This window comes from Faecousia intestinalis (genome assembly GCF_040096185.1).
Classification (GTDB): domain Bacteria; phylum Bacillota; class Clostridia; order Oscillospirales; family Oscillospiraceae; genus JAZOXB01.
Map to the genome: position 1 here is coordinate 16,340 of NZ_JBBMFF010000252.1, position 16,489 is coordinate 32,828.

Below are 16,489 nucleotides of genomic sequence, written 5' to 3' on the forward strand. Positions count from 1 at the left end.
TCTCTGATTATCCGATGAGGATCTTGCCGGTGGGACGATCCAGCGGCGGCTCGGAGCGGCGCTCCGAGAACAGCAGAACGAAGCTCAGACCACCGATACGCCCGGCGTACATGAGCAGAATGAGAATGACACGGCTCGCGGCGCTGAGCTGCGGCGTCAGCCCGAGCGACAGACCGACCGTCGCAATGGCGGAGACGACTTCGAACGTGACGGCCTTCAGACCGAACGGCTCGATGGCGCAGATGGCCAGAATGGCCGTCAGGCTCATGCCGAGATAGATGAGCAGAATGGAGCTGGCCTGCCGGAGCGTTTCGCGCTCAATGGACATGCGGAAGGTATTGACGCGCATGCGGCCGCGTGCCGAGGCCAGCGCACTGAGCACCAGAACGGCCAGCGTCGTCGTCTTGATGCCGCCTGCCGTGGAGCCGGGACTGCCGCCGATGAGCATAAGGAAGTCCGTCAGCAGGTTGCCGGAGTCGGACAGCTTGGACAGGTCCACGGTGTTGAAGCCTGCCGTGCGCGGTGTGACGGCCTGGAAGAACGAGGCGAGGAGCTTTTCCGGGATGGAGAGGTCCGCCATGGAGGCGTTCCACTCGAAGCCGAGAAACAGAAGCCCGCCGCCGAACAGCAGAATGCCGGATGCCGTCAGAACGAGCTTGCTGTGCAGCTGCAGGCGCTTCCAGCGGAAGCGGCAGCGGACAAGATCGCGCCAGACGAGAAAGCCGAGGCCACCGATGATGATGAGCATGCAGATCGTCAGGCTCACAAGCGGATCGGACACATAGGCCGTCAGGGAAGAAAACGGCGCACGCATGCCCATGAGGTCGAAGCCTGCATTGCAGAAGGCGGAGATGGCGTGGAACACGGCGGCGTAGATGCCGCGCAGAACGCCAAATTCCGGGATAAACCGGATGGAAAGCAATGCGGCACCCGCAAATTCGAACACGAACGTAAAGGGAATGATCTTGCGGATGAGCGCCGCCGTACCGTCGAGCGTGATGTTGCCCGCAGACTGCATAAGGACCTTGCGGTCATAAAGGCCGAGGCGTTTGCCGAGCAGCATGGACGTCAGCGTGATGAAGGTCATGAAGCCAAGACCGCCGAGCTGGATGAGCGTGAGGATCACGAGCTGGCCGAAGACCGTCCAGCTGGTGAACGTGTCGCGGACGACGAGACCCGTCACACAGGTTGCACTCGTTGAGGTGAACAGGGCGTCGAGGAACCCGGCAGGTTCCCCGCGTGAGGCGATGGGGAGCATCAGCAGCCCCGCGCCGGCCAGAATGACCAGCAGGAACCCGACCGCGATGAGACGCGAGGGGGTCAGGTGCATTTTTTTCAAATGAGGATCGCTTCCTTCCGACCGGCCTTCGTGCAGATGGGCCAGTGTTGCTTTCCCAGACAGTATAGCGGATTTGGAGCGAAAACGCAACTGTGATTTTTGACACGAAATTGTGTGAATTATTTTTGAAAATTCAAGAAAAACAGTTGAATTTTGGGGTCGTTTGTCATAGAATATTGGTCGGCAGTGTTTTGGAGAGCATACTGCCGCGAAAATCTCTTCTCCGCAGGAGCACCATGCTGAACGTTGTCCTTGTTGCGCCGGAGATCCCGCAGAACACCGGCAATATTGCCCGCACTTGCGCCGCAACCGGCTCCGTGCTGCATCTTATCCGGCCGCTGGGCTTCGATATCTCCGAGCGGGCCGTGCGCCGCGCCGGGCTCGATTACTGGCATCTGGTCGATGTGCGCGTATACGACGATCTCGGGGACTTCTATGCGAAAAACAACGTTGCCCAGCAGCGGCTGTTCTCTACAAAGGCACCGCGCTCCTACTGCGATGTTTCCTATGACGACGGGTGCTACCTGTTCTTCGGCCGGGAGACGAAGGGCCTGCCGGAGCCGTTCCTCGAGGCCCATTATGATGACTGCGTCCGCATCCCCATCCGCGAGGAGGCACGCAGCCTGAATCTCAGCAATTCCGTTGCCATTGGCGTGTTTGAAGCGCTGCGGCAATTGAATTTCCCGCACCTGCGGGACTATGGAAAGATGAAAGTGTGAATTCTGCGTATCGCAAGTCTATCAGGAGGTCAATTATGAACTACAACAAGAAATCCGTTGAAGACATCGATGTCAAGGGCAAGCGCGTGCTTTGCCGCTGCGATTTCAACGTCCCAACCAAGGAAGGCAAGATCACGAGCGACAAGCGCATCGTAGCCGCCATGCCGACCATTGAGTACCTTGTCAACCACGGCGCCCGCGTCATCCTCTGCTCCCATATGGGCAAGCCGAAGGGCGAGTGGAAGCCCGAGCTGTCCCTGCAGGTCGTTGCGGACCGCCTGAGCGAGCTGCTCGGCAAGCCCGTCGTGATGGCCAAGGACGTCGTCGGTGAGGATGCCAAGGCCAAGGCCGCTGCCCTGAAGGACGGCGACGTGATGCTGCTGGAGAACGTCCGCTTCATGAAGGGCGAGACGAAGAACGATCCCGAGCTGTCCAAGGAGCTGGCTTCTCTGGCGGAGATCTTTGTGAACGATGCATTCGGCACGGCGCACCGCGCCCATTCCTCCACGGCCGGCGTAGCGGACTATCTGCCCGCTGTCTGCGGCTTCCTCGTGGAGAAGGAAGTGTCCATCATGGGCAAGGCTCTGGCCGATCCGACCCGCCCGTTCGTCGCCATCCTCGGCGGTGCGAAGGTCTCCGATAAGCTGAACGTTATCAATAACCTCCTCGAGAAGGTCGACACCCTCATCATCGGCGGCGGCATGGCCTATACCTTCCTCGCCGCGAAGGGCTATTCCGTCGGCAAGTCCCTGCTCGACAACGAGAAGATCGACTACTGCCGCGACATGATGGCCAAGGCCGAGGCCAAGGGCGTCAAGCTGCTGCTGCCGGTCGACACCGTCATCGCTGCGGACTTCCCGAACCCGATCGACGCGGACATCGCCGTGAAGACCGTTGCCGCGAATGCCATTCCCGACGACATGGAAGGCCTTGACATCGGCGAAGAGACCCGCAAGCTCTTTGCGGACGCCGTCAAGAGCGCCAAGACCGTCGTCTGGAACGGCCCGATGGGCGTGTTTGAGAATCCGACGCTTGCACAGGGTACCATCGCCGTGGCACAGGCTCTGGCCGATTCCGATGCCGTGACCATCGTCGGCGGCGGCGACTCCGCGGCTGCCTGCGAGCAGCTCGGCTTTGCCGATCAGATCACGCACATCTCCACGGGCGGCGGCGCTTCTCTGGAGTTCCTTGAGGGCCTCGAGCTGCCGGGTATCGCCTGCCTGCAGGATCGCTGAGCGGGAGCGCGGAATGAACAGAAAATATCGCAAAACGCTCATTGCCGGCAACTGGAAAATGAATAAAACGCCGACGCAGACGAAGGCGTTCATGACCGAGCTGAAGGGCCTGCTGCCGAAGGGCCGCTGGTGTGATATCGCGCTGTGCGTCCCGGCTGTGTGCATCCCGGCCGCAGTCCGCGCCATGCGCGAGACACGCGTGGCCATCGGTGCAGAGAACTGCAATGCGCATACCTCCGGTGCCTATACCGGCGAGATCGCCGCGGATATGCTCGTTGATGCAGGGTGCAAATATGTCATCCTCGGTCACTCCGAGCGCCGCGCCATGGGCGAGACGGATGCGGACGTGAATGCAAAGCTTCATACGGCGCTGGATGCGGGCCTGATCCCGATCGTCTGCTGCGGCGAGACGCTTGCACAGCGGGAATCCGGCGTGACGGAGGAATGGATCACCATGCAGATCAAGCTGGCGCTGGCCGGTGTGCCGGAGGAGAAGATCCGCCGCATCGTCATCGCCTATGAGCCCATCTGGGCCATCGGCACCGGCGAGACCGCAACGCCGGAGCAGGCCGAGGAGGTCTGCCAGCACATCCGCACCATTATCCGCAAGCGCTTCGGCTCGAAGAACGCCCGCGCGATGACCATCCTCTATGGCGGCTCCATGAACGAAAAGAACGCCTTTGAGCTGCTGGCCCAGCCGGATATTGACGGCGGCCTGATCGGCGGCGCATCTCTCGTGCCGGAGAAGTTCGTCCGCATCATCGAGGATGCCAACCAGCCCGTCGGCTGAGAAGCAAAATAAATTCTAAGCGGGGTTCGGTCATCCGGACCCCGCGTGATTTTTGAAAGGGAGACAGTATGGAACGCATTCCCATCGTTATCGATACCGACCCCGGTATCGACGACTTTTTCTGCCTTGCGCTGGCCTGCGCCTATTCAGACCGCCTGGACCTGCGCGCCGTGACCACCATGGGCGGCAACAATCACACGGATGTGACGACGCAAAACGCGCTGAACATCCTATCCCTGTTCCGGACGGATGTCCCGGTGGCACGGGGCGCGGACCGCTATCTCGAGGCGGAGTTCGGCGCGCCTGCGGCGAAGTGCCACGGTTCCAACGGCGTGGGCAATCTCGTTCTGCCGCAGTCCGACAGGACGCCGGACGATCTGACCGCGTGGGACAAGCTCTATGAGATCGCAAAGGCCGCGCAGGGCGAGCTCGTCCTCGTGACGGTCGCGCCGCTGACGAATATCGCGCTGGCCCTGCAGAAGCACCCGGACCTGCCGCACTGGATCAAAAAGATCGTGATGATGGGCGGCAGCATCGGCCGCGGCAACATCACGCCCTATGTCGAGGCGAACGCGGGCCACGACCCGGCCGCCACGAAGCTCGTTTTTGAGAGCGGCATTCCCATCGATATGGTCGGACTGAGCATCACGCTCGGCTGCCCCATCCGGCCGGATGTGTTCGAGCGCTATATTCCGGCGCAGCGGGGCGGCTTTCGGGAGATCATGGAGGCGCTCATCCGCTTCCGCAGCGGCGAGGCCATGCACGATGCCGTCGCCATCTCCACACAGCTGGACGACCGGCTGATGACGTGGCAGACCGGTGAGATCACCGTGGAGCTGGCTCCGCCGGAGCGCAGCGGCCAGACCGTGCTGCATCCGTCGGAGCATGCCGACATGCGCGCCGCCGTGGCCGTGGATACGGACCGCTATGACGCCATTATCGGCGGTATGCTGCAGCGTCTGGAGAAGAGGCTGCGGAACTGAATACGGCATTTTTCCGCCGCAGAGATACGTTCTCTGCGGCGTTTTTTTGCGCTTGAAGCTATCTTATAGAAAAAGATACCTTGACAGGCGAAGTATCTTGTGCTATAGTAGACTCACAAAGGCTGCCGGATGCGGCAGCGGGAAGGAGGCTGGAGTCCCTTGTATATTGCGGGAGACCTGATCCGCGGCCATACGGAGACCATTATCCTGGCGCGCCTGATGCAGCGCGACAGCTACGGCTACGAGATCAACAAAACGGTCCGGGAGCTGTCCGGCGGGCGCTATGAGCTGAAGGAGGCCACGCTCTACACCGCGTTCAAGCGGCTGGAGGAGACAGGGCAGATCATGTCCTATTGGGGCAGCGAGGCTACGGGCGCCCGGCGGCGCTATTATCGCATCACCCCGGCCGGACGCATGGCCTACCAGGAGCAGGTCAGCGTCTGGGAGGCCACAAAAGAGATCATTGATCGGCTGATCGCCATGGAGGAAGAGTCATGAGAGAACAATTAAGGCAGGAGGTGCTGCGCCGCTTTGCGGGCGCACCGGACACGCAGCAGGCGCGCGATCTGCGCGATGAGATCCTGAGCAATACCCTGCAGCGGTATGACGATCTGCTTGCCGGGGGAAAGTCAGAGCAGGAGGCCTATGCCAGCGCGCTCGAGAGCGTCGGCGATGTGGAGGAGCTGCTTTCCAGCCTGCCGCGCGCTGCGCAGGCCGAGCCTGTACGGGAAGCGCAGCCAAAGGCCGAAGCGCCGGAAAAGGAGCCGCATTCCCGCGGCATGCGTATCGCCTGCGCCATTGTGTGGCCGTGCTCGGCCCTGCTGGCTGTGGCCATCGGCTGGTATGGCTCGTGGGGCTATGCCTGGGCGGTGTTCCCGCTTGCAGCGGCGTTGCTGCATGTGGCCGAAAGCGTGATCCTGCTGGCGCGCGGCCGCCGCGCGGGCTGGCGGCTCGTGGACGGCCTGCTGCGGCTGTGCATCTGCGTGCTCTATGCCGTCCTGACGGCTGCAACGGGCAAGTGGATCGTGACCTGGCTCGTGTTTCCGATAGGCGCGGCGCTCGGCGGCGTGCTGAGCAGCGTGCGGACTCTGGTGGAGGGTGTATAAGATGAAAGCAAAAGCTATTGTAAAGATCTGTATCTGCGGCACGATTGCGCTGGTGCTGGCCAGCGTGCTGGTCAGCCTGCTGGCGATCCCCAGAGTGCTGGACTGGAAGATTGGGGACCTGTCCCTCCACTGGATCGACGACCACGGCAGCGACGAGGGCTATACCATCGGCGAGGCCTCCGTTTCGGGCGAGGTGCGTGAGCTGGACGTCAGCTGGCTCTCCGGCAGCGTGACAGTGGAGCTGACGGACGGCGACGCCGTGACGCTCCGCGAAGAGCCGCAGCCCGAGAGCAGTGATGCCCGTATGCGCTGGAAGCTGAAGGACGGGAAATTAACGGTTTATTCGCAGAAAAGCGGCCTGACGATCCCGACGCGAGCCAAGCAGCTGACCATCGGCATCCCGGCCGGCCGGGCCGGGAAGCTGCAGAAGCTCAGCCTCGACCTCAGCGCAGCTACGGCCTCACTCCCGGCACTGACGCTCCGTGAGCTGGAGCTGGACAGCGTCTCCGGCAGCGTGACCCTGACGGGCGGCGCGTATGAGAACCTGGACTTCGACAGCACGAGCGGTGATCTGACGGTGACGGATGCCGCAGTCGGTGAGCTTTCGGCCGACACGACGTCCGGCTCGCTCACGCTGGGCGGTGCGTTTGAAACAGTCGACTTCGATACCACGAGCGGCGCGCTGCACCTGACGACCTCCATCCTGCCGCAGGACATCAGCTGTGACACGGTCAGCGGCGGCGTGATGCTGACGCTCCCGGAAAACGGTGGCTTCTCGGCTACGCTGGACAGCGTGAGCGGCGATCTGACAGTCGACGGCTTTGCGGGCAGCTTGCACAGGGATGAGTTCGTTTACGGGCAGGGCGGCCCGGCCTATGAATTTGACAGCGTGAGCGGCGATGTCCATATCCGCTGCGCCTGACGGGCGGAATGCATATGAAGCGTTGGATCGCCCTGCTGCTGATCGCTGCCGTACTGCTCGCCTCCGGGTGCACGGCTGCGCGGCAGGACCGGCTGTATCTCTACGGCGAATTCCATGCGAACGACGAGCTGCTGCAGCGGGAGCTTGCGCTCTGGAAGGGCTATTATGAGGACGGCATGCGCGATCTGTTTGTCGAGCTGCCGTATTATACGGCCCAGTACCTGAACCGCTGGATGCAGGCAGATAATGACAGAATTCTCATGGAGGTCTATACCGACTGGAAGGGCAGCGCGTCCTATCATCAGAATGTGCTGGACTTTTATCGCGGTATCAAGGAGGCCTGCCCCGAGACCGTTTTCCACGGGACGGACGTCGGCCACCAGTATAATTCGACCGGCTACCGCTATCTGAAGCTGCTGCGCAGCGAGGGGAAGCGCGATACGGAGGAATACCGCCTTGCCAGTGAGAACATCGATCAGGGGCTGGAATTCTACCGCACGCAGGACGGGGAATTCCGTGAGAACGCCATGACGCAGAATCTGCTGCGGGAATATCGCGCGCTGGGCGGCGGCACCGTCATGGGGATCTACGGCGCTTACCACACGTCGATGACCAGTGACGACGGCGTGCAGACCATGGCAAGCCGCCTGACGGAGGCGCTTGGCGACAGCGTGATCTTCTACGACCTCCGCGAGGAGTAAAAATGGGGCTGCCGGATGGCAGCCCCAAAATGAAATCAAATTTTCGCGTGCTCTAATTCCAGGAGCGCGCGCTTTTTTTCTATGCCTCCGGCGTAGCCGGTCAGGCTGCCATCCGCGCCGATGACCCGGTGGCAGGGAATGAGGATCGAGATCGGGTTGTGCCCGACCGCCCCGCCGACAGCCTGCGCGGACAGGTGCGCGAGCCCGCGCTGCGCGGCCAGCTGCTGCGCGATTGCGCCATAGGTCGTCGTTTCGCCATAGGGGATCGTCAGCAGAATGTCCCATACCGCGCGGCGGAACGGCGAACCGCTCGGGTGGAGCGGCGGCAGGGCCGCAGGCCTCTGCCCGTCAAAATAGCCGTCCAGCCAGCGCCGGGCCTCTGCCAGAATGGGAGTGTCCGCCTCTGCGGCCGAAGCGGGGAGCCCCGCGCCGAAGTATTTTGCGTCCGTGAACCACAGACCGGTCAGCCCGATCTCATCCGCTGCGAGCACGATGCCGCCCAGCGGGGAGGCGCAGCTTGCGGTAAAGATCATGTTATTTTCCTCCGTTCGCGCTCTTCGGCGCGGGGTCCGTCAGCTCCGGAATCGCGCCGCCGGAGACGGCCCAAAGATACAGGCTCGCCACGCTGCCATAGGGATGGAAGCGGCGGCGGTATCTTTCAAACAGCGCCCGGTCGATGCGGCGATGGCGATAGACCATGCGCAGACCGCGCCGGATCGCAAGGTCGTCATAGCTGAAAATATCCGGCCGCTGCAGGCAGAACAGCAGGATCATCTCCGCCGTCCAGACACCGATGCCGCGCAGGCTGCTCAGCGCGCGGATAGCCTCCGCATCGTCCATACTGCGGACGGTCTCCAGATCGAACGAGCCATCCACAATTCGCCCGGCAAGGTCCGTGAGATATTCCGCCTTGCGGAACGTCATGCCGAGGGCCTGCAGCGCGGGCACACCGGCGGCTAAGATCGTTTCAGCGCTGACAGAGCCGAGCGTGTCCTGCATGCGCTGCCAGATCGTGGCCTGCGCCTTCATGGAGATCTGCTGGCCGATGATGTGGTGCACGACGGCGGAAAACAGATCAGGGTCCACCGTGCGCTCCACCGGCCCGATACGGTCGATGACCGCAGCCAGCCGCTTGTCCTTCCGGCGCAGATACGCCAGCTCGGCCTCGCCGTAGATAAAATACATCAGCCCCACCTCCTGATGGGACTATTATAGCACATACGTTCGAGATAGCAAGAGTGAGCATATAAAAATCAGAGACAGCGCTTTGCGGCTGGATGTGCCTGCTTCGACACTGCGATTTTATGACAAGGAGGGCCTGCTGCCGTTTGTGGAGCGGTTGCCGGGCGGCATCCGCATGTTTCAGGACACCGATCTGGAGTGGCTGCAGATCACCTGCTGCATGAAAAAGGCCGGAATGTCCATCCGTGACATCCGGCAGTATATCGAGCAGGCCCAGCGGGGAGACGATACCATCGCCCTGCGCCTCGTAATACTCCATCGTCAGCGCGAGGTCCTGCTTGGCTGGTTGTCTGCTTTTTGCGTTTATACTGCATCGTATACGACGGAGAGGACATAGTCCTCCGTGACGGTCTGCTCGAGGCGGCGGCCGAACAGCGTTTCGTGCAAGCCGTCTGCTGCTGCGGCGGGCAGCGTGCGGAAATCGACGCCGAGGCCTTCGCCGGTGTATTTGACCCATGCCTCCTTCGCGGTCCAGAGCTGCAGGAAGCGCAGCGAGTCGAACCGGCCGCCCGGCGCGGTGAAAACCAGCTCCTCCGGCGTGCAGATGCGCGCAGCCAGCGCGGCGCGGACGGGCCGCCGCGCCTCAAGATCGATGCCGACAGGGCTGCCGTGCACGGCGCAGCACACGAAGCTTCCGGAGTGGCTGCAGTTGAAGGCCGGGCCTCCGGGCACATAGGGCTTGCCGTTCCTCCCGACCCGGATCACGGGCGTCTGCGCACCTGCCTCGCGGAGCAGCGTGCGCGCCAGATGGTCGGCGCAGATGCTGCGGGCGCGGTCATCGGGTCGGCGGAACTGCTGCCAGCGGGCGCGGCGCTCCGGCTCTGCCGCGGTCTCCCACCGGGCAAGCTCCGCAGCGGTGACGGTCCGGATGTCAAGAACGGCGCAGCGCATAGCTTGACCACCACGGGCCCGTCAGGCGGACGTAGGCATATTCCAGCGGAACGGTGAGTACAGAGCCGATGAGCCATGCGGCAAACAGCGGCAGGCCGAGCGGGTGCAGGATGCAGCAGAACAGCAGCCGCAGCGACGTGCGCACGGCTGCGCCGAACAGCATGCGCGGCCCACAGGCATAACGCACGCGGCGGAAGACCAGAAAACGGTTGAAGCAGTAGCTCAGCGCCGCGCTGCCCGCGCCGCACAGCGGGATGGAAAACAGGAAGAAATGCCACCCGAGCGTCAGCGACAGCAGCAGGATAGCAGCTACATGCAGCAGCCACGCCAGAACGGAGCCGCGCGCCGTATCCAGCATTCGGCGATAAATGCGCAGCGTATCGCGCAGCGGGTCAAAGTGTGAGCTCTGGTTGCCGTCGAGATAGACCGTTTCGATGGGCAGCTGCGTGATGGGCAGCTCCTGCCGCGCGGCGTAGAGCAGCACGTTCATTTCATAATCATATTTCTCTCCGCCTATCTCCGTGAGCCACGGCAGGCAGTCCGTGGAAAAGCCGCGCAGGCCGGACTGGTTGTCCTCCAGAAAGCAGCCTGCCGCCAGCGAAAAGAAGAAGCGCGACAGGCCGTTGCCCACGCGCGAGCGGAGCGGGACGCTTTTCCCGCGCAGCGTCCGGGTGGTGAGCACGAAGCGGCTGCCGGACAGCAGTGCCTCACGCACGCGCAGGATGTCCGTCACGGTGTGCTGGCCGTCGGCATCTGCGGTGATGAATGCGCGGCAGCCCTGCGGGTCCGCAGCCAGATGGCGCAGGGCGCATTTCAGTGCGCGGCCCTTGCCCCTGTTCTCAGGGCAGGTCAGGACCTCGGCATAGGGCAGCAGCGCGGAAAAAATATCCGCATAGGCAGGGCCGCTGCCGTCGTCCGTGACGATCAGCCGGAAGTTCTCCCGGTGCAGGGCCTGCACCAGCGAGATCAGAACGCTATCCGGCTGATACGCCGGGATCAAAACTGCGATCTCCATTTCTTTCCCCCTCTGTGGTCGGTCTGCGCTGCTTCGTCATGCGTGGAAGCACAGCAGCAGAAGCCCGCCCAGAAATGTCAGGAGATCCAGCAGCCCGAGCGCCCAGTCATAGCCGCCTGGCATCCGGAACAGGTTGACCAGCAGCACGACGGCACTCAGCAGCAGGAAAAACACACCGAAGAACAGCCTGGCAAGGGGATGCCTCTTTTTCTTTTCCATTCGGGTACCTCCATACATTATATCAATTTATTATATTTCCGGGCCCGGCCATTGTCAAGGACGGCGGCGCGGAAACGGGATTTTTCCGCCGGAAAACGCCGCGTTGGTTGACGCGCGCGGGCGGGTATGGTATGATACCCTTATATAACCCCGGCGGGGCCGCATGGGCCTGCGCCGGTAGTGAGGAGACAGAACAGCATGGTTTTTTGGAAACGGGAGCTGCGGGAGCTGGAGGCTTCCGGGCACCGGTTCGAGGATATTTTTCGCATTTTTTCCACGGAATTCACGGACACGCCCTTTTCTCTGCAGTTTACGGCCGGGCAGACGCAGCGCATGAGCTATGCGGAGCTGACGGCTCTGACGAACCGCTTGGCGCGTGTGCTGCATGCGCGCTTTGCCGGGCAGGAGGGCGCGTTTCTGGCGATCCGCATGGAAAATTCTCCCCTGTGGGTCGCGGCGTTTTTTGGCACGCTGATGGCGGGCTTTCGGCCTCTGCTGCTGAACCTGCGGCTGGACGACGCGACGCTGGCCCCGGTCGAGCAGCTGGCGGCGGGCGTTCTGACGGACCGGCCGCGCGCGGGCTGTATCGATCTGTCCGCGGCCGGTGATGCGGCGGGATTCACGCCCGTCTGGGCCGATGAGATCGCTCTGATGACCTCCGGCACGACCGGCACGCCGAAGCTCGTGCTCTATGACGGCGCGGCCATCACGGCGCAGCTGCTGCAGTCTGAGAGCATCGTGCGCAAATGCCCGGAGGTCAAGCACGACCGGCTGGCGCGCGAGCTGCGGATGCTGGCATTTTTGCCGTTCTATCATATTTTCGGCCTGATGGCCTCGCTCCTGTGGTTCATTTTCTTCGGCGTGACGTTCGTGTTTCTGGAGCGCTACGACAGCCGCAGCATCCAGTATGCCTGCAAGGTCGGCCGCGTGACGCACTTTTTTGCCGTGCCTGCCGTGTGGGAGCAGACGGCCCGCCAGCTCCTGCGCGAGGCAGAGCGGCAGGGGCAGAAGGAAAAGCTCCTGCGCGCCGTGCGCTTCTCCAACGGGCTGCAATCCGTCTTCCCGCGGCTCGGCGCAAGGCTGGCGCGGCGCGTGCTGTTCCGCCGCGTGCGGGAACAGGCGCTCGGCACGGAGCCAATGTTCTGCATCAGCGGCGGAGGCTTCCTGCAGCCGCAGGCGGCCGAGCTGATGAACGGCCTCGGCTACGGCATGCACAACGGCTACGGCATGACGGAGACGGGCATCCTGTCCGTCGAGCTGTCGCGGCGGGCCAAATGGCGGCTGTCCGGCGGCGTCGGTCAGCCTCTGCAGGCGCTCTCCGGCGGCTGGCGCATTGCGGAAGACGGCGTGCTGGAGCTGCGCTCTCCGCTTCTATACACGGCCATGCTCGAAAACGGTGTGCGCGTGCCGCGCGATCCGGAGGCATGGTTCCGCACGCGGGACGTCTTCCGCGCCGAGGGCGGCAGGTGGTATATGGAGGCCCGGCAGGGCGACCTGATCATCGGTGCAAACGGTGAAAATCTCAGTCCGGATCTGATCGAGCAGCGCCTTGCCCTGCAGGCCGGGACGGCCAGCTGTGTGCTCGGCATGGAGCTGGAGGGCGATGAGCGCCCCGTGCTGATCGTGCAGACGGCTGCGGACGACTATGCAAGAGCCAGAGCCTCCGCTGCGGCCTATGAGGCGGTCGCCCGCCTGCCGCTGACGATGCGCCCGGCGCGTATTTTCCTGACGGAGCAGGAGCTGCCCATCAGCTTCGGCAAGCCCCGCCGGGCCGAGCTGCGCGAAAAACTGGCGGACGGCTCGATCGTCCTGACCCCGGCGCACCGGCCGGAGCCGGAGGAGCTGACCCGGCTGGAGGACGAGAGCAGCCGCGCGCTCGTGCAGGAGTTGTGTGAGCTTCTCGGCTCCGTGACGGGGCAGACCGTCGGCCCGGACACGCAGCTCCTGCAGGAGCTCGGCGTGGACAGCCTGACCTACTATAATATTTTTTCCGCCGTTTCGGAGCGCTACGGCATCAGCCTGACGATGGATGCTGCGCACCCGCTGTTCACGGCGCGGGATTTTGCCGCCGCAGTGCAGGCGGAGCGGGAGGCGGTCGAATGAAGCTGCTGTTCCGCTGGATCAACAAGCTGCTGTGCGGCTGGAACGTCGGCCTGTATTTCCGGCCGCGCATCCGCTACGAGGGCAAAAAGTGCCTCCCGGCCTTTACACGCGGCCCGGCAATTATCATCACGAACCACAAGAACCAGATGGACTTTCTTCTGGTGCTGTATCTGTTCTATTTCCGCTATGTCCGCTGCCTCGTCGGTAAGACGTTTTATGAGTGCAACCGCTTCCTGAACTGGTGCCTGCGGATGCTCGGTGCCATCAAGGTCGACCGCTTCTCGTTCGGCATGGACTTTTTCTGCGAGTCGGTCGAGGCGCTCCGGCGCGGGCAGCTGCTGCTCATCTTCCCGGAGGGGCGCTTCTCCACGACGGGAGAAATTCTGGAATTCCGCAGCACGGCGGCCCTGCTCGCCCTGCAGACCGATGTGCCCATCATCCCCATGTGGCACTCCGTGAACTATGGCTTCGGCAAACGCACGGACGTCGTCATCGGTGAGCCGATCCGCCTTTCGGAGCTGTGCTCTACGGCCAATCCGGACGCGGCGGAGCTTGACCGCCTGACGGCCATCCTGCGCGACAAGGTCATCGAGCTGCGCGGCATGGCGCAGGAGGCGTGAGCCATGCGGAAGCTGCTGCAGCGGCTGTGGGATATCGCCGCAGATTTTGCAAATTTTATGGGCGGCCTCGGCATGCGCCTTGTCTGGCTGCCGAAGCTTCATTTTTCGCCCGGCGCGGAGCAAGTGCGCACGGACACCGGTCCGGCGCTGTTCGTGCTGAATCACAGCTGGTGGATGGATGCCCCGATGCTGTGCCTGCTGTGCCGCTGCAGACGCATTTCCGTTGTGGCGGCGGGCGAGATGTTCACGGGCGTGCGCAGCCTTGCCATGCGCTCGCTGCGCTGCATTCCGGTCGACCGGGCCGCGGGCGCGGACCTGAGCTTCTTCCATGAGGCGCTGCGCCGCCTGCGTGCGGGCCGGTGCGTCGCCATCTTCCCGGAGGGGGCGCTCAACCCGACGGAAACGCTCCTGCCCTTCAAGCAGGGCGCGGCGCTGCTGGCCCTGCAGGCCGGAGTGCCGGTCATCCCCGTCTACAGCGCGGGGAATTATCAGCCGTTCCAGCGGCTGCAGCTCCAGTTCGGCGCGCCCATCGTGCTGACGCAGCGGCCGAACGCCGCGGGCGTGCAGGAGGCGACGCAGTGCCTGCAGGAGGCCATGGAGCGCCTGCAGGAGGAGCTTTATCTGGAGATGAAACCGAAATATCGGACGCGCGCGGCTGAATTCCACCGCCGCTTCCGGGAAACAACGCTCCGGCGGCAGCGGGAGCAGCAAAAAGGAGAGAGAAATCATGACGCTTGAACGCCTGATCCGTGTTGCGCAGACGGCGCTGGAGGGCTCGGAGGCAGATCTCGGCCATGTGACGGCGCAGACCCGCCTGCAGGAGGACCTCGGCCTGAACAGCATCACGATGCTGATGCTCATGATCGGCATCGAGGACGAATTTTCCATCCGCTTCCCGACGGAACGCCTGCCGGAGCTGCACACCGTCGGCGATGTGGTCGCCGTCATCGAGGAGCTGCTCCATGCTCCGGCGTAAACGGCTGGCAGACCTGCCGGAACACTGGGACTTCGGCGAGCTGACGCCCGGTGCGCAGGTGCGTGTGCGGCGCAGCGGGTATTACCACCATGGCATTTACATCGGAAACGGTGAGATCGTCCATTTTGACGGCTCGCCTGCCGACCAGGGCGCGGATGCGGCAGCCGTGCGGGTGCGCCGCACCGGCATGGAGGAATTCCTGCGCGGCGGCCTGCCGGAGCTTCGCATCTATGGCCGCGCGGAGCGAAATCTGCTGCGTGCGCCGGACGAGATCGCCGCAGCTGCGCTTTCTGCCGTCGGCCGCGGCGGCTATGACTACCGGACGAACAACTGTGAGCACTTTTCCAATGAATGCGCTTTTGGTGAGCATTACAGCCGCCAGAGCGGGGAGGGAAACGAATGAAAAAGTGGTGGATTGTTTTGACAGCCGTTCTGGCGATCGCTGTCGCGGCGGTTGTTGGCTATATGCTGCACACCGCGCCACGCGGTGTGGAGAGCCTGCAGGCCACGCAGCCGGAGACGGCCGCGCCCACGGAGCCCGTGACGGAGCGCCCAACAGAGCCGCCGACCGAAGCGCCGACGGAGCCGCCCATGGAGGCGGGCGAGACGCTGGTCCTCAACGGGACGGAGCTTGTCACGGCCGTTTCGGACGGAACGGAATACGTTTCGGCAGACGCGCTGCAGCAGGCGGGGCTCTCTCTGCCGGAGGCGGAGCCGCTTCAAAACGGCGGAATGGACTATTATGTGCTGTCCGCCGTCTCGGAGGAGAATCGCTGCGCGGAATATGTCGACGACGAGACCGGACTTCACTATCTGACGCCCGGTGCGGCGCGCTTTTCCATCGAGCAGAGCGTGAACGTGCCGGTGCTCATGTACCATGCTGTCAGCGACAATATGTGGGGCATCGATGAGCTGTTTGTCAGCCCGTCGTCCATGGAGGAGCAGCTTCGGTATCTGGTGGACAACGGCTATGAGCCGATCTGGTTCTCTGATCTGGCGGAGCTGGAGCAGTATGAGAAGCCGGTCATTCTGACCTTTGACGACGGCTACGACGACAACTACACAGAGCTTCTGCCGCTGCTGCAGAAATACAACGTCAAGGCGACGGTGTTCATGATCGCCGATGCCATGGGCATGCAGCACAAAATGACGGAGGAGCAGGTGCGCGAGATGGCGGATTCCGGCCTCGTTTCCGTCCAGAGCCACGGCCTGACTCATGCGAATATGGATGCCATGGACGAGGAGACGCTCATCCGGGAGCTTGGCGAGTCGCAGCGTATCCTGACGCGCGTGACGGGCCGCCAGCCCTCGGTGCTGTGCTATCCGACGGGCCGCTACAGCAACCTGACGCTCGAGGTCGCAGAGCGCTACTACAACTTCGGCCTGAAAATGGTAGGCGGGCAGTACAATACGGCGGACGATCCATTCCTTGTGAGCCGCTATTACGTCTCGCGGTATACGGGCCTTGACAGCTTCGCTGCCATGGTCGCCCCTGCGGGCACATAAACAGGCTGGAAAACACGCCAAAACGGGTCCCTTGCGGGGCACCAGTAATCCTGATTCCTGATTAAAACATTTCATCAGGAATCCCGTGTGCTACGCACACTCGCATCGTGCTGACGCACGCT

Annotated in this window: 21 protein-coding genes; 15 read left to right on the plus strand and 6 right to left on the minus strand. The window is 63.0% G+C overall.

From position 1 onward, the window contains the following. Positions 1 to 7: 7 nt before the first annotated feature. Positions 8 to 1,330 (minus strand): TrkH family potassium uptake protein, encoded by a 1,323-nt coding sequence (locus tag WMO66_RS11895; protein WP_349136655.1) that lies wholly within the window; start codon positions 1,328 to 1,330, stop codon positions 8 to 10. Between the two features lie 245 nt (positions 1,331 to 1,575). Between WMO66_RS11895 and WMO66_RS11900 the strand changes: the two genes are divergently transcribed. The 8 genes from WMO66_RS11900 (at position 1,576) to WMO66_RS11935 (ending at position 7,795) form a co-directional block, all read left to right on the plus strand. Next, on the plus strand, positions 1,576 to 2,058 hold the full coding sequence (locus WMO66_RS11900; protein WP_349136636.1) for a tRNA (cytidine(34)-2'-O)-methyltransferase: 483 nt from the start codon (positions 1,576 to 1,578) through the stop codon (positions 2,056 to 2,058). Between the two features lie 35 nt (positions 2,059 to 2,093). After that, complete coding sequence (locus WMO66_RS11905) at positions 2,094 to 3,293, plus strand: phosphoglycerate kinase (protein WP_349136637.1); 1,200 nt, start codon at positions 2,094 to 2,096, stop codon at positions 3,291 to 3,293. 13 nt (positions 3,294 to 3,306) lie between these two features. Further along, positions 3,307 to 4,083, plus strand: a complete 777-nt coding sequence (gene tpiA / locus WMO66_RS11910) for a triose-phosphate isomerase (protein ID WP_349136638.1) — start codon at positions 3,307 to 3,309, stop codon at positions 4,081 to 4,083. A 68-nt stretch (positions 4,084 to 4,151) separates the two neighbouring features. Continuing rightward, a complete protein-coding gene (locus tag WMO66_RS11915) occupies positions 4,152 to 5,066 on the plus strand; it encodes a nucleoside hydrolase (RefSeq protein WP_349136639.1) in 915 nt (304 codons plus the stop codon). Between the two features lie 159 nt (positions 5,067 to 5,225). After that, positions 5,226 to 5,564: a PadR family transcriptional regulator gene (locus WMO66_RS11920; RefSeq protein WP_349136640.1), complete on the plus strand. Its 339-nt coding sequence runs from the start codon at positions 5,226 to 5,228 to the stop codon at positions 5,562 to 5,564. Beyond that, entirely contained in the window at positions 5,561 to 6,172 is a 612-nt protein-coding gene (locus WMO66_RS11925; protein ID WP_349136641.1) for a permease prefix domain 1-containing protein, read from the plus strand. Before WMO66_RS11920 ends, WMO66_RS11925 begins: the two co-directional genes overlap by 4 nt. Position 6,173: 1 nt before the next feature. Next, the gene (locus WMO66_RS11930; RefSeq protein WP_349136642.1) at positions 6,174 to 7,094 is read left to right on the plus strand and encodes a DUF4097 family beta strand repeat-containing protein; all 921 of its coding nucleotides are present in this window, start codon (positions 6,174 to 6,176) and stop codon (positions 7,092 to 7,094) included. A gap of 14 nt (positions 7,095 to 7,108) precedes the next feature. Continuing rightward, complete coding sequence (locus WMO66_RS11935; protein WP_349136643.1) at positions 7,109 to 7,795, plus strand: hypothetical protein; 687 nt, start codon at positions 7,109 to 7,111, stop codon at positions 7,793 to 7,795. 35 nt (positions 7,796 to 7,830) lie between these two features. Here the strand turns inward: WMO66_RS11935 and WMO66_RS11940 are convergent, their stop codons facing one another. Beyond that, the gene (locus WMO66_RS11940) at positions 7,831 to 8,328 is read right to left on the minus strand and encodes a methylated-DNA--[protein]-cysteine S-methyltransferase (protein ID WP_349136644.1); all 498 of its coding nucleotides are present in this window, start codon (positions 8,326 to 8,328) and stop codon (positions 7,831 to 7,833) included. A 1-nt stretch (position 8,329) separates the two neighbouring features. Continuing rightward, a complete protein-coding gene (locus WMO66_RS11945; protein ID WP_349136645.1) occupies positions 8,330 to 8,980 on the minus strand; it encodes a DNA-3-methyladenine glycosylase family protein in 651 nt (216 codons plus the stop codon). Positions 8,981 to 9,047: 67 nt separating this feature from the next. On the opposite strand from WMO66_RS11945, the gene WMO66_RS11950 reads away from it, so the two are divergent. Next, complete coding sequence (locus tag WMO66_RS11950) at positions 9,048 to 9,374, plus strand: MerR family transcriptional regulator (RefSeq protein WP_349136656.1); 327 nt, start codon at positions 9,048 to 9,050, stop codon at positions 9,372 to 9,374. On the opposite strand, the gene WMO66_RS11955 is transcribed toward WMO66_RS11950, so the two are convergent. The 3 genes from WMO66_RS11955 to WMO66_RS11965 are packed head-to-tail and all read right to left on the minus strand — an operon-like array spanning position 9,341 to position 11,162. Continuing rightward, positions 9,341 to 9,928 (minus strand): 4'-phosphopantetheinyl transferase family protein, encoded by a 588-nt coding sequence (locus WMO66_RS11955; protein ID WP_349136646.1) that lies wholly within the window; start codon positions 9,926 to 9,928, stop codon positions 9,341 to 9,343. The two genes, WMO66_RS11950 and WMO66_RS11955, sit on opposite strands and share 34 nt — an antisense overlap. Next, positions 9,909 to 10,943, minus strand: a complete 1,035-nt coding sequence (locus WMO66_RS11960; RefSeq protein ID WP_349136647.1) for a glycosyltransferase family 2 protein — start codon at positions 10,941 to 10,943, stop codon at positions 9,909 to 9,911. Before WMO66_RS11960 ends, WMO66_RS11955 begins: the two co-directional genes overlap by 20 nt. Positions 10,944 to 10,979: 36 nt before the next feature. Then, positions 10,980 to 11,162 (minus strand): hypothetical protein, encoded by a 183-nt coding sequence (locus WMO66_RS11965; protein WP_349136648.1) that lies wholly within the window; start codon positions 11,160 to 11,162, stop codon positions 10,980 to 10,982. 198 nt (positions 11,163 to 11,360) lie between these two features. Between WMO66_RS11965 and WMO66_RS11970 the strand changes: the two genes are divergently transcribed. From WMO66_RS11970 to WMO66_RS11995, 6 genes are read left to right on the plus strand one after another with little or no spacing between them, the layout of a single operon-like run. Further along, the gene (locus tag WMO66_RS11970) at positions 11,361 to 13,265 is read left to right on the plus strand and encodes an AMP-binding protein (protein ID WP_349136649.1); all 1,905 of its coding nucleotides are present in this window, start codon (positions 11,361 to 11,363) and stop codon (positions 13,263 to 13,265) included. Next, positions 13,262 to 13,885 carry a lysophospholipid acyltransferase family protein gene (locus WMO66_RS11975; protein WP_349136650.1) on the plus strand — a complete coding sequence of 208 codons (624 nt, stop codon included), beginning with the start codon at positions 13,262 to 13,264 and terminating at the stop codon, positions 13,883 to 13,885. Before WMO66_RS11970 ends, WMO66_RS11975 begins: the two co-directional genes overlap by 4 nt. A gap of 3 nt (positions 13,886 to 13,888) precedes the next feature. Further along, on the plus strand, positions 13,889 to 14,623 hold the full coding sequence (locus WMO66_RS11980) for a lysophospholipid acyltransferase family protein (protein ID WP_349136651.1): 735 nt from the start codon (positions 13,889 to 13,891) through the stop codon (positions 14,621 to 14,623). Further along, positions 14,613 to 14,861, plus strand: coding sequence for an acyl carrier protein (locus WMO66_RS11985; RefSeq protein ID WP_349136652.1), 249 nt, complete (start codon positions 14,613 to 14,615; stop codon positions 14,859 to 14,861). The genes WMO66_RS11980 and WMO66_RS11985 overlap by 11 nt, the downstream gene beginning before the upstream one ends. Then, on the plus strand, positions 14,848 to 15,264 hold the full coding sequence (locus WMO66_RS11990; RefSeq protein ID WP_349136653.1) for a lecithin retinol acyltransferase family protein: 417 nt from the start codon (positions 14,848 to 14,850) through the stop codon (positions 15,262 to 15,264). The genes WMO66_RS11985 and WMO66_RS11990 overlap by 14 nt, the downstream gene beginning before the upstream one ends. Beyond that, positions 15,261 to 16,367 carry a polysaccharide deacetylase family protein gene (locus WMO66_RS11995; RefSeq protein WP_349136654.1) on the plus strand — a complete coding sequence of 369 codons (1,107 nt, stop codon included), beginning with the start codon at positions 15,261 to 15,263 and terminating at the stop codon, positions 16,365 to 16,367. Before WMO66_RS11990 ends, WMO66_RS11995 begins: the two co-directional genes overlap by 4 nt. Positions 16,368 to 16,489: the final 122 nt, after the last annotated feature.